The 13,583-nt window shown below is 32.3% G+C and carries 10 protein-coding genes; 2 read left to right on the forward strand and 8 right to left on the reverse strand.

Features of this window, described 5'->3' with window-relative positions; translation table 11 throughout:
• Nucleotides 1-78: 78 nt before the first annotated feature.
• Complete coding sequence (locus tag OYT91_RS03685; protein ID WP_281239560.1) at nt 79-2,610, reverse strand: PIG-L family deacetylase; 2,532 nt, start codon at nt 2,608-2,610, stop codon at nt 79-81.
• 299 nt (nt 2,611-2,909) lie between these two features.
• On the opposite strand from OYT91_RS03685, the gene OYT91_RS03690 reads away from it, so the two are divergent.
• The gene (locus tag OYT91_RS03690; RefSeq protein WP_281239561.1) at nt 2,910-3,857 is read left to right on the forward strand and encodes an alpha/beta hydrolase; all 948 of its coding nucleotides are present in this window, start codon (nt 2,910-2,912) and stop codon (nt 3,855-3,857) included.
• A 134-nt stretch (nt 3,858-3,991) separates the two neighbouring features.
• On the opposite strand, the gene OYT91_RS03695 is transcribed toward OYT91_RS03690, so the two are convergent.
• The 7 genes from OYT91_RS03695 to OYT91_RS03725 form a co-directional block, all read right to left on the reverse strand.
• Nucleotides 3,992-5,614, reverse strand: a complete 1,623-nt coding sequence (locus tag OYT91_RS03695) for an LVIVD repeat-containing protein (protein WP_281239562.1) — start codon at nt 5,612-5,614, stop codon at nt 3,992-3,994.
• A gap of 230 nt (nt 5,615-5,844) precedes the next feature.
• Entirely contained in the window at nt 5,845-6,369 is a 525-nt protein-coding gene (locus tag OYT91_RS03700; RefSeq protein ID WP_281239563.1) for a hypothetical protein, read from the reverse strand.
• 240 nt (nt 6,370-6,609) lie between these two features.
• Nucleotides 6,610-7,143 (reverse strand): mechanosensitive ion channel domain-containing protein, encoded by a 534-nt coding sequence (locus OYT91_RS03705; RefSeq protein ID WP_281239564.1) that lies wholly within the window; start codon nt 7,141-7,143, stop codon nt 6,610-6,612.
• Nucleotides 7,144-7,153: 10 nt separating this feature from the next.
• The gene (locus OYT91_RS03710) at nt 7,154-7,735 is read right to left on the reverse strand and encodes a Maf-like protein (RefSeq protein WP_269222976.1); all 582 of its coding nucleotides are present in this window, start codon (nt 7,733-7,735) and stop codon (nt 7,154-7,156) included.
• Nucleotides 7,728-8,654: a geranylgeranylglycerol-phosphate geranylgeranyltransferase gene (locus tag OYT91_RS03715; RefSeq protein WP_281239565.1), complete on the reverse strand. Its 927-nt coding sequence runs from the start codon at nt 8,652-8,654 to the stop codon at nt 7,728-7,730. Before OYT91_RS03715 ends, OYT91_RS03710 begins: the two co-directional genes overlap by 8 nt.
• A 254-nt stretch (nt 8,655-8,908) precedes the next feature.
• Nucleotides 8,909-9,436, reverse strand: coding sequence for a KdsC family phosphatase (locus tag OYT91_RS03720; RefSeq protein WP_269222975.1), 528 nt, complete (start codon nt 9,434-9,436; stop codon nt 8,909-8,911).
• On the reverse strand, nt 9,420-10,181 hold the full coding sequence (locus OYT91_RS03725; protein WP_281239566.1) for a Rossmann-like and DUF2520 domain-containing protein: 762 nt from the start codon (nt 10,179-10,181) through the stop codon (nt 9,420-9,422). The genes OYT91_RS03720 and OYT91_RS03725 overlap by 17 nt, the downstream gene beginning before the upstream one ends.
• A gap of 197 nt (nt 10,182-10,378) precedes the next feature.
• On the opposite strand from OYT91_RS03725, the gene OYT91_RS03730 reads away from it, so the two are divergent.
• Entirely contained in the window at nt 10,379-13,558 is a 3,180-nt protein-coding gene (locus tag OYT91_RS03730) for a cytochrome c biogenesis protein CcsA (protein WP_281239567.1), read from the forward strand.
• Nucleotides 13,559-13,583 lie beyond the last annotated feature (25 nt).

A 13,583-nucleotide genomic window follows, 5' to 3' on the forward strand; every position in this document is an offset into this window, starting at 1 on the left:
AAGCATTGGCAACTAAAACCAATGAATAGCTTTTTGACCAAATTTTAGAATTTTTAGATTTCATGTTTTTTACTTTTATTAATTTTTAACTTTTTGGTTTGGGACGCTAATAGTAGGTTTTATCGAAATCATATTCGATATTAATTTAAAAGCTCCAGGAACACCTTCCGGTAATTCTCGAAACAGACTTAATCCTGTATAAATGTAATTGCCTTTTCCATAGGGAGCGATTAATAACGCCCCTTCCTTGGCACTTTCGCCTTTGTCATTTGAAGATAGAATAGGAGTAAAGGCTTTGTCATACTCTTTTGGATAATATAATCCTTGTTCCTGTTTCCATCCCTTAAAATCATTTGGTGTAATTATATTTGGGTAATTCAAAACAGGATGATTAAGTGTAAGAAAACGAACCTCGGCATTTTCTTCGGTTACTCTGTCTTTTGAAATTTTTAATGGAAATGGTGCAATATTTGTGGTAACCAAATCATCGGTAGTGTTATATTGTACAATCATAGTTTTTCCTCCTTTTACAAAATCGAATAAAATTTCTTGTTTGTTTGCCAAAGCTTGAATAGTATTGTACGCACGTATACCCGTCATAACTACATCATACGACTCTAATTTTTCTGGAGTTATTTCTTCTGTTTTCAAAAGGGAAACTTTGTATCCCATTTGAGTCAAACTTTTGGGAACGTCATCTCCAGCTCCCATGATATATGCAATGCTTTCTACATTGGTTTTTAAATCCAATCGAATGCATTTTAATTCGGATGCTTTTAAAACCTGCTGTTTTGTAATATGATCGTAATTAATGTTGATTTGTTCTTTGTCATATTGTATCCCGTCAATGGTTGCAATGCTTTTTCCCATTATTTCACTCATTTGGGCCGGTGGAGTAACTTCAAAATAAACGGTTTGTTCTGTCCCTTTTTTACTTATTTGAAAAGGAATGGATGGGGGAAAAACTTTCCAATCTTTGGGTAAATCCAATTTTAATTCCCCTTTTATATCATTTTTTCCTGCTTTTATACTTACACCAACATATTTGGGTTTGGTGTTTGGAAAAAGCAATACTTTATCTTGAATTGTTGTCGTTACTTCAGGTACTATGTCTAGGAAATTATACATTTCACCTTTTACATCATCATTGTATTTGTAAACAATCGTCCTTTCGAACGGTATTTCTACACCATTGATTTTTATATTAAAAATTATTTTTACTTCTCTTATAATATCAGGAATTCCAATGTTTTGTTGATCATTTACAGCATATAGTCCTTCAGTTCCTTTTTCGTTTAACCAATAGGGTTGTGTATAATTTATAGATTTTGGTAATTGTAGGTCAAGGCTATTATTTTGCAAAATATTATACCTTAAATCAGTGTTCAATACTGTGGTTTTTTGTTCTGGTAAAGTAGTAACACTGATGAGTTGCATTACTACTGTACTTCGATTTATTGTTTCTAAATTAAGTTTAACAATACTGCCAGGAGTCGCTTCTTGAGAGTTTGAAACTGCTTCAAGATACAATCCAGAACAACCTGTAATTATTTTTTTTAATTCATCCGTTTTTATGATTTTCCAATGATTTTCCTCCAATGCTTGAATCATGGAATATGCTTTTACTAAATTTGGAATACTAGCAGATGGGTTTTTAAAATCGTACTGTTTCGTAATAAGACTTATCAATTCTCCAATTGGTTTGCCTCCTTTTATGCGATTCCAGCTTGTATCGATTCCATCAAAAAGAGAAGATTTATCTTTTAGGGGTTCCCCTTTTAAAAATTCTAAATATTCGGTGTCCTCTCCTCGAACCCCAGTACTACCAAAACCCTGTGATTTATGAGAGCTTCGACTTAATGCTGCTATTTCTTGATTGGATTTTCCGAGAGTTGGAAAAAACACACCTGTAGAAATACTAAATAAATTGGTTTTATCGGCTGAGTCAAATTTTTCTTTACTTCCATAAAACCACCAAGAAGTATTGAAAAATAGACGTTTAGGCTGCCAAGTTTTTACGAGTTTCAATTGTTCTGGAAACGAAGTGGAATTATTGGCTAAATCAAATCCTTCTACACTAAGCATTGCTGACGAAGTGTGATGACCATGAGTAGTTCCAGGTGAGCGATGGTCAAATCGATTAATGATCACATCGGGTTGGAATTTTCGGATTGTCCAAACAAGATCAGCAAGTACTTTTTCTTTGTCCCAAATTGCAAGTGTTTCATCAGGATTTTTGGAAAATCCAAAGTCATTGGCTCTGGAAAAAAATTGTTCTCCTCCATCTATTTTTCTTGCTTCAAGGAGTTCTTGAGTCCTAATAACCCCAAGTAATTCCCTTAATTGTGGACCAATTAAATTCTGACCGCCATCACCTCTCGTTAATGATAAATAACCCGTTCTAGCATGAACTTCATTTGCCATATAAGATATTAAACGAGTGTTTTCATCATCTGGATGTGCCGCTATATATAAAACGCTACCAAGAAAATTTAGTTTCTCAATTTGATTGTATATTTCAGCAGCATTTGGTTTTTGAGGTTTTTGAGCGTTTATTATTTGTATGGAGAGAAGAAAATAGAGAATTGATTTTATAAAAATCTTTTGCATAGAAAGAATATTTGTAGTTCTAAATTAATTTTTAGAATAAATTTAAATGGATTAGCTTCAAAAATACTAATTTAATTATGGGATTTTTTAACAACAAATACAAAAGTTATGTTAATGTTTTTTGTCCATTTTCAAGAGTATATTTTTAAATCATTGAAAAATCATTAAAAAAATTAAATTTTATAATTGATATTATTTAAAATTAGAATAGTAAATTTAGAGTATTGAAAACAGTATTTTAACAGGTATAACAATAGATGTATTTTGAAATAAAGTAACTTAACCTAATTACGATGCGTATGAAATACATCGAAGATATCTTAAAAAATGGATTTGAACAAACTACAATTATTCATGCCGACGATTATGAAGGTGCTGTTGTTTCTACTTTAATTCGGAAAAAGAATCCAAATCAATCAAAAAAAGCTGTTTTATGTATTCATGGATTTAATGATTATTTTTTTCAAACAATTATTGCTGAAAAATTCTTGGATGAAGATTATAATTTTTATGCTTTAGATTTAAGGAAATATGGCAGGTCTATTCTGCCCAATCACAAACCCAATAACGTCAGAAATTTATCAGAATATTATGAAGATTTGGATTCCGCTTTAACAATCATCAAAAATGAAGGTAATACAGAAATTGCTCTTTATGGCCATTCAACTGGAGGACTTATCATATCATTGTATGCGGCGGATCGAAATAGAATCGAGCTCTTTGATGTATTGATTTGTAACAGTCCTTTTTATGATTTTAACGTTCCTTGGATTCAAAAAAAGACTGTAATTCCGTTGCTTGCTTTTTTGGGTAGACTAAATCCAAATATTGCTCTGCCTATTGGTTTTTCTAAGTTTTATGGCAAAAGTTTGCATAAAAATGATTTTGGAGAATGGGATTATAATTTAAAATGGAAACCTCACGCAGCTCCTTCTATTAATGCGGGTTGGGTAAATGCTATACATCAGGGGCATTCTAGTATTGCAAAAGGAATTTCTATTTATAAATCAATTTTGATATTACACTCTTTAAAATCAGTTTATCCAAAAATATGGAGTGAAAAAATGTTTGAGGGAGATGCTATTCTGAATGTAAATGATATAGTAAAAAGAGCGAAATTAATTGAGTCACCTAATAAAGCTATTATTGAATTTGAGGGTGCTATACACGATTTAGTGTTGTCGAGAAAACCGATTCGAAATTTTGTATTTGCAGCTATTTCTGAATGGTTAGAGGCGCATTTGTAAATATAATTTTATTGGCATACAGATTGAAGCAAAAAAGCTGCAACAGTTGTAAATGTTGCAGCTTTTTTTTAATCCAGATTATACTTTAGTGACCTACTATGTCTGGTTTTGATTCTATAAATAAATTCATAACATTATAAATTGGTTCCGGTATATTTTCCAGTAATCGTAACGCCAGAATTTTTAGTCACTTTGCCATAAACTGTAATTGAAGAATCATTTCCTAAGAATGAAATTTTAGCACCGCTATTCATTACGAGGTCACCCCAAATAACAACAGAACCTTCAATTTGTAATTCACCATTAACAGTAAAACGAGTTGGATTTGCTTGTTGGTATTTACCTTGACTTAAGGTTCCGTACATTTTAAAAATTCCACCCGAATTGATATTTACGTCATTTTGGATAGAAATGGCACCACAATGTGTAAAACTTGCATTGATATTAGCTTTATTAATAGCAGTAGATCCTGAATATCCTACTGTTTGTCCAGAATTAATATTTAATTCCTGACCACCATTGTAAACTGGTAAGCCAGAACAATTAATAGAAGGTGTTGTAACCGGTTTTTCCATTTTGATGATTTTTAATCCACCTTTACCGCTGGCAACATAAATATAATTACCACTTGTTTTAACATAATTAGAGGATCCGTTGATTCCTACGGTTCCTATTAATGCTAATTGATCTGATGATTTGTATACATTAAGTCCATTTCCTCCATTGGCAACAAAAACATAATCGCCATTTACTGATACGGCATTTGTCACAACATCATCAGGTTCTGTAGTTGCGGTTGGAATTAATGCTATAGTTTGAATTTTTGTTCCCGAAGTCATATTATAAACTCCCAATCCTTGATAACCTTCGGAGACAAAAAGTTTATCACCAATAAAATCTATGGTTCTTTTAGCACCTTGTACTTCATCTTTCCAAGTAGAAAATGATTTAACCAATTCTAAATTTAATGTATTGTATATGTTAATCCCTTTTGTACCGCTTAAAGTGACTATTTTGTCATTGATAACTGCTACAGATCTTAGATCTTCAATAGCTTTACTGCCCAATATTTGTTTAGTAGTATTGTCAAATTTATATAAGCTTCCTGTGTCTCCCGAAACAGCAAAATAATTAGAGCTATTTGCTGTAACATCTGTAGCTGCGAAACTTGAAATATCATTTGTACTATAGTTGTTTGTTAGCGCTCCACTCGATGTTAGTTCCATATACATTACAATAGCAGGTGATTGAATTGCAGTATTTTTATCAGAGTTGGTAGCGCCACCAATAACTAATTTACCATTTGTATAGACTAGGGAAGTAATATCGGTATCTGCAATTAAAGCTGACATAACTAATTTTGGTAGGTACGGATCAGATACATCAATCATATCTATAGCTCCAGAATACTCATTTCCTTGCAATGTATATGCAACGTATGCGTAATTTCCATTCACGGCTACGTGATTTGCTTGTAGTGATCTGCCTTGACTGTCTTTTGGCGCATTGAATTCAGCAATTTGTGTTAAAGGAAATTGTTCCGATTCAGTGACCAAATTTTTTCTTGTTGATGGATTGATAATTGAGATAACTCCTGAGTTGGTTAAATCCAAACGTTGATTCAATTGCGTTTGATTGTTATTGATTACAATAGCATTTTTAACTGTATTTATTTCTGAATTTAAATTTTCCTGATCTGTACAAGAAGTAGCAAAAGCTAGTGTAATGATTGATAATAAAAAAATACCTTTTTTCATGTTTATTAAAAATATATTTATAGTTTGAAGTATTTAAAAAAATAACCCTAAAGTTTTTTATAAATACTTTGTTGTGATTTATTTTAGTCCATTTATCAATAACTATGCCATTATAAGGTTTTGTTTTATTTTTTTTTTTAAAACAATTATAATGGTGAAAAATATAATTTTTAAAACCAAAAAAGAGCGCTTTAGATTAGCGCTCTTTTGATTAAAATTGGGAAATGAATTTAATGTTTTTCTTTTCCTTCATGTTTACCGTGTTTTTCACGATTGTTTTCACGATTGTTTTCACGATTTTCGTAATTACGATTGTCATTATCATGATCTTGTTTATTACGGGCATTATATTCGCCTCTACATTTTTGAGGTTTTCCTTTATAACCCTTATAGTACTTCACTTTGTGGTTGTGAAAAAAGGTGTAAGGAGAACGGCCGTGGTAATCTGTCAATACTACTTTATACCCGTTGTATAAATCATAGTTTCTGCAATGACTTGGTAGATTTCTACTACGAATCCATTTTCCATTTCCAAAATAAATGTATTGTGCCAATCGGATATCATAATAGATTTGTATGTCTGGCAAATAGTAATATTCTACCTCATCATAGCCTACAGGACCCCAAACAGGAGGAGTGCCTATATTTACATTGACATTAGGTGTGCCAATGTTTACATTAACCGATACCTGTGCTTGCGTTGAACTTGCTGCAAGAAACAGTAATCCGATAATAAATAATTTAATTGTTTTCATTGTATTTAAATTTAGATTTGGGGTTTATTTATAAATTAAGTTGATATTTAATGTTTTGCGTGAGTGATGGCAGTGGAGCTCTTTTTTTGATTCCGTTTTTGCGGAATCAAAAAAAAGCGGGAACGTACAGCACGACCCTTGGTCTCGTCTTTTTTGACGAGGCAAAGGGACACGCCCAAATTGATATTATGAATTGATGAAGATATTAAAAACCACAAATTTGTATTTTTCTTCATCTAATTAATCGGTGAACTCTTCATTGTTGTGTAAAGGTTTCTTGATAACTGAAATTCCTTTTTGGAAAAATAAATTATTGGGATAAATTACGGTTTCACCAGTATTGGTTTTCATGGTTACGTGAAAGGCACCAATGTCTTCAATTTCGCCTTCTTCGGGGAAATCTTTATCGTGAATTAAGATGATGTCACCGATTTTAAAAGGAAATGAAAAATATAAAATAATTCCAGAAGTAATATTACTTAAAATAGACCATTGAGCAAACATTGCCACTCCAATTACAGTGGCAACTGAGGAAAGTGTGATAAAAATGTCTTCGGCTTTCACCCCCCAAATTAATATCAGAGTGATTAGGGCTAAAATAGTGATAAGGATATTGATGTATTTGATGACTAAATTGGTTCTTCGCTCTATTATCTGACTGGTTTTGGCATATTTTTGCACAACTTTGTAAACAATTGTGCGAGCAATAAAAACAAACAGCAGCAAAACTCCTGTACTGATTTCCTCTTTTAGATAATAGTTAAAAAAATTCATTATGTGTTTTTTATAAATTGACCAAATAATCAAATACTTTATCTGTTGGCATTCCCATTACGTTGGCATATGATCCTTCAATTTTGGAAACGCCTATAAAGCCAATCCATTCCTGAATTCCATAGGCTCCTGCTTTGTCATAAGGCTTATAGTTTTCTAAATAATAAAGAATGGCATCATCAGTTAACGCATTGAAAGTGACTTTTGTTGTTTCGAATAGTACATTAGTTGATGAATTAGTCTTGAAACATACCGATGTTATGACTTCGTGCGTGGCGTTTGATAATGATTTTAAAATATCAAAAGCGTCTTGATGGTCTTTTGGTTTGCCTAAAGCCTTATTATTATGCCAAACAATTGTGTCACTTGTAATCAGAATTTCATTGGGCTGTAATTCGCCTTCAAAAGCACTGGCTTTCAATTGTGCAAGATAGTTTGTGATTTCCTCTGCTTTTAATTCTGTAGGAAATATCTCTTCTATTTCTTTTAAGCGAATTTCAAAATCCAAGTCTAAATCTTTAAAAAATTGTTGTCTTCTTGGAGATCCAGATGCTAATATGAGTTTGTAGTTTTTAAGTTTTTCTTTAAGCATGGTGCAATATGTTATAGGTAACAATAGCTATAGAAAATAGCCCAAAAAAAATGATTATTTTTAAAACAGCGCTCAAATGATGAAAATCTTGGCTCTTTTTGGCATCAGCCATTTTTATTGCAAAATAAATTAATGGAGCAACTATAGTGATTAGTGCATAAGTGGTAGCTAAATATAAATCATATGCAAAAAAGTATTTTTTGATGTAAAATAGCACCATTACCAATGGAATTAAACTCAAAACCATTACTAATTTTGTTGTTCTACTATTGCCCAAAATAATAGGTAAGGTTTTCATTCCTTGATTATAATCCCCATTTACATCTTCTAAATCTTTTACAATTTCTCTTATAAAATTTATAACAAAAGCAAATAGTGCATAGTCTAGAATAATGGAGAACAAATCGGCCAAAACGACTTGGTTTCCGGGGTTAATGATGGGTAAAAGATCAAATATTGGAATGATGAGTACGCTGATAGCCAACAATAGCGCCACGACAAAATTCCCGATTAGAAACATTTGCTTAAGACTTGTTGCATAAAGATACAAAGTAGCCGAAATGATAATAAAAATGGATGCAAATCCGGGCTTCTCAATCACATTCGATAAATAAAAACCAGCACCAACTCCCAATATATTCAATGCAAAATAAATATTGTAGGCTAGCGTTTCTGTTATGCTTTTGCCTACAACAACCTGACTAGGCTTGTTATCTGTATCAGTTGCCTGATCCATTATGTTGTTGATCACATATCCGCCAGCAGCAATAAGGACTGTTGCGAAAACTAATAAACAGTATTGCCAATCTGTAAGGGCTAAAGGAATGCTTTGAAAATTTAAAAAACCATACCGAAATAGCAATTGCATCAAGGCAAGCATCAGTAGGTTTTGGTAACGAATGAGTTTAAGGTACTTCATGTTGAGTGTTGAGTGTTCCGTTTTTTAGTGTTCAAATTGTAGAATCTAGTATTTAATAATCAGTTGTGGGTTATCAGATTTTAGTGTTCAGTTTGTTAGTGTTCAGATTAAAAAAATCTAGTATTCAGTTTTTAGTTCTTAAACATACTGCATGTGGTATACATTTTTTGATTTCTGGATACTAACAAGCTGAACAATGCCCCATTAATTAAGTATTACAATTGATTACTAACAAACTGATTACTTATTACTAATCAATCGTGTTTTCCATCAAAATAAGTCATCCATTTTCCTTGTACTTTCATCACTTGCTCGATTACATCACGAGCAGCGCCTTTTCCACCATTTTTATGTGAAATATAATTTGAAATTGCTTTGATTTCTGGACTTGCATCCTGCGGACACGTTGGTAATCCTACTAATTTCATCACATGATAATCGGGAATGTCATCACCCATGTACAAAACGTGTTCTGGGTTTATGGAGTAAACGTCGGTATATTCTTTGAAGGTTTCTACTTTATCAGGAGTGCCCAAATGGATGTCGGTTATACCCAAATTTCGAAGTCTTACTCGAACGCCTTCATTGCTTCCGCCTGAGATGATGCAAACATGGTAACCGCTTTCAACAGCTGCTTTCATGGCATAACCATCACGAATATTCATTGTTCTAAGAATTTCTCCTTCGTTGGTAACAAAGACAGAACTGTCTGTAAGTACGCCATCTACGTCAAAGACAAACGTAGTAATATCATTCATTATTTCTTTATAGCTTTTTGCCATGATTTTGTATAGATTGGGTTAATATTTTATAAATAGTAGATTGATTTTCATTGGATAAAAAAGATTCGTGCGCTTCAATTGTTGAAATATCATTGCGTTTGGCTGGGCCTGTTTGCGCTTCTTTGGGAGAAAGCGTCAAGAGTTTTTGGGCCGTTTCAAGAATTAAAGGCTTCAAAATATCGAACGGAACGTGGTTTTCTTGGCAAATATCATTACCCAATTGGTATAAATAATTGGTAAAGTTATTGACAAAAACTGCAGCTACATGCAATGCTTTGCGTTGGTGCGAGTCAATTTTGTAAACACTTTGAGATATGGATTTGGCTACTTTTTCCAGGATTTCATAATCGCTTTCGTTTTGGGTTTCAAGACAAAATGGAATTGCATTAAAATCGATAGTTTTCCCTTTGGTGAAAGTTTGCAAAGGGTAAAAAACACCTTTTCTATTTTTGTTATCCAAAATTGTCAATGGAGCACTCCCCGAAGTGTGAACAACTAAACGATTCTCGAAAGGCAATTGCGAAGAAACACTTGCAATGGCATCATCAGAAACAGCAATGATATATAAATCAGTTTCTATCAAAGCATTCCAGTCATTAGTGATTTTATTCGAATCAAGAAGTGAGGAAATTTGCTTTTGGGTTCTAGAAAAAACCTGCATGATTTCTACCGCTCCGCTTTTTGCGAAAGCATCAATAAGATGTTGTGCTACATTTCCTGAACCGATAATCGTTATTTTAATCATTTGGCAAAATTAACAAAAAAAAATGAAGAGATTAAAGGTATTTTTTATCGACTAAATAACATTAAAAGATATGATTTATTGTTTTTTATTTAAAAAATCATCCTTAAATTTTGATTAAATTAACAATTCTCTCCTTATACAAATGGATAATTTTAAGTATTTTTGCGACACATAAATAAAACTAAATTCAATTCCAAATGAATAAAAAATTATTCTCTGTCTTGTTTTCTACCCGATTAATGTCTTTATTGTTTTTAACTTTTGCAATAGCAATGGGAGCGGGTACTTTTATAGAAAGTAAATACAATACTGACACAGCTCGAATTTTAGTTTATAATACTTGGTGGTTTGAAGCTATTATGCTGTTTTTTATGATTAATTTCATCGGGAACATCAAACGCTATCAATTACTCAAAAAAGAAAAATGGGCTACTTTAATGCTTCATTTGGCTTTTATTTTTATCATTGCGGGTGCTTTTATAACACGTTATATAAGTTTTGAAGGTATGATGCCAATACGAGAAGGCGCAACTGAAAATCAATTCTACTCGGATAAAACATATTTGACTCTTTATATCGATGGGGATTATAAGGGGGAGATGAAACGTAGAGTTTTTGAAAAAGCTCTTTTACTTTCGCCTGTAACCAATAATGATTTTTCTATAAAAGGAGATTTTGACAATAAAGACTTTGAAGTAGAATATAAAAATTTCATTATGGGTGCCAAACAATACATAAAACCGGATCCCAAAGGGAGTTTGTATTTTAAATTGGTAGAAGCGGGTGATGGTGGACGAGAAGAACATTTTTTAAAAGAGGGTGAAGTACAAAATATTCATAACATTCTTTTTTCTTTAAATAAATATACTGAAGGCGCCATAAATATCAATACAACAGGAGATAGTTATACGATTCAAATGCCATTTGAAGGTGAATTTATGCGAATGGCAGATAAGTTACAAGGAAAAGTAGTGAAAGATATTACTCAACCCTTGATGATGCGTTCTTTATACAGTATTGGAGATATTCGTTTTGTTTGTCCTGAACCAGCTACAAAAGGAGTGCTTGATTATGAATCTAAAAATGATTTTAAAGAAAAAAATCTTGAGGATTTATTGGTTTTAAATCTCAAAACTGATGGACAAGTAAAGGAAGTGAAAATTATGGGATCCAAAGGGAAATCAGGAAAACCAATAAATGTGAAAATTGGAAAACTTGAGTATACATTTATATATGGAACTAAAACATATACTTTGCCTTTCAAGATTAAGCTTAATGATTTTGTAGCCCAAAAATATCCTGGAACGGAGAAAAGCTTTTCTTCTTTTGAAAGCCATGTTACAGTTCAAGATTCAACAACCTCATTTGATTATAAAATATTCATGAATCATGTTTTGGATCACGAGGGATACCGCTTTTTTCAATCTTCATTCGATCCAGACGAGCAAGGAACTGTTTTGTCTGTAAATCATGATTATTGGGGTACAACCATAACTTATATTGGCTATTTTATGTTGTTTTTTTCAATGATGGCTATAATGTTTACTAAGCATTCTCGTTTTGCAGATTTAAAAAGAAAGTTGGAAGTTGTGAAAAATAAAAAAGCCAAATTAGTATCTATTTTTGTACTATTGTTTAGTTTGAATGGCTTTGCACAAGAACACAATCATGCTGCTGATGGAGCTAATCCTGATCAAGCTGCTCATCAAGTACGGGTAAAACCTACTAAAAAACAGTTAGATTCTTTATTGACCATTTATACCGTAGACGAAAAGCATGCTGCAAAATTTGGTAGATTGGTTATTCAAGATGCAGGGGGAAGAATGAAACCTATCAATACCTTCTCTTCGGAGTTGTTGAGAAAAGTAAGTCATTCTGATACATACAACGGAATGAACTCTGATCAAGTATTTATTTCAATGACTCAAAGTGCTCAACTTTGGATCGAAATACCACTGATTTATATCAAATCAGGAAATGATAGCATTCGTAAAATTATCGGAATTGATCCCAAAGATAAGTATGCTCCTTTTATTGCTTTCTTTGATGAAAAAGGAAACTATAAATTATCTCCTTTTTTAGATGGAGCCTACAAAGCAGGAAATCCAAATCAATTTGAAAAAGATTTCATAGAAACGGATAAGAAAGTAAACTTAATGGAATCTGCTTTAAGTGGAAGTATATTAAGGATTTTTCCAATACCAAATGATCCAGGGAATAAGTGGATTTCATACTTGGAACTTGGAAATGCCGGTTTAAAAGGAATGGATTCTACTTATACCAAAAGTATTTTACCTCTTTATTTTGGAACTTTGGCAAATGCGATTGAAAGTAAAAATTACAAAACTGCCGATGAACTATTGGGAAGTATTAATGATTTTCAAAAGAAGTTTGGAAGCAAAGTAAGGCCGAGTGATGATAAAATTAATTTGGAAATCACATATAATAAATATGATTTGCTTCAAAAACTGCCTTATGCCTATTTGTTAGCAGCAATTTTAATGCTAATGTTTACTATTCTTAAGATTTTTAAAGAATCTAAAGTTTTAAATGTTTTAGTCAATTCAATGCATGTTCTCATAGGAATATTATTTGTTTTGCATACCATAACATTAGTAGCTCGTTGGTATATTTCTGGTCATGCGCCTTGGAGTAATGCATATGAAGCCATTGTTTATGTAGCATGGGCAACAATGTTTTTTGGTTTGGCTTTTGATATAAAATCAAAATTGACTGTTGCTTCAGCCGCTTTTGTAACTGCTATGATTTTATCTGCAGCTTATGCCAATTGGGTTGATCCAGAAATTGCCAATTTGCAACCCGTATTAAATTCCTATTGGTTAATGATTCACGTAGCTGTTATTGTGGCGAGCTATGGGCCATTTGCATTGGGTATGATTTTAGGTTTTGTGTCTTTAGTTTTAATATTTTTTACAAATGAAAAGAACAAAGCCAAAATGGATTTGAATATTCAAGAAATTACTTATATAAACGAAATGGCTTTGACTATTGGTTTAATTATGTTGACCATTGGTAATTTTCTTGGAGGGCAATGGGCCAATGAAAGCTGGGGTCGTTACTGGGGATGGGATCCAAAAGAAACATGGGCATTGATTAGTATAATGGTTTATGCTTTTGTGATTCACGCTCGTTTTGTTCCTTCTTTAAGAGGAAAATGGATCTTTAATTTAATGAGTATGTTTGCCTTTGTTTCTATTTTGTTTACTTATTATGGAGTAAATTTTCACTTGGTAGGATTGCATTCCTATGCTAGTGGTGAGGCACATTCTTTAGCATGGATCTGGTATACACTGGGATCAATATCTTTAATTGGAGCTTTGGCTTATCCAAAATATAGAAAATATTACAAGAAGTAATTCGGTATTGTATTATATAAAAAAA

It is taken from the genome of Flavobacterium praedii (assembly GCF_026810365.1).
Lineage (GTDB): Bacteria > Bacteroidota > Bacteroidia > Flavobacteriales > Flavobacteriaceae > Flavobacterium > Flavobacterium praedii.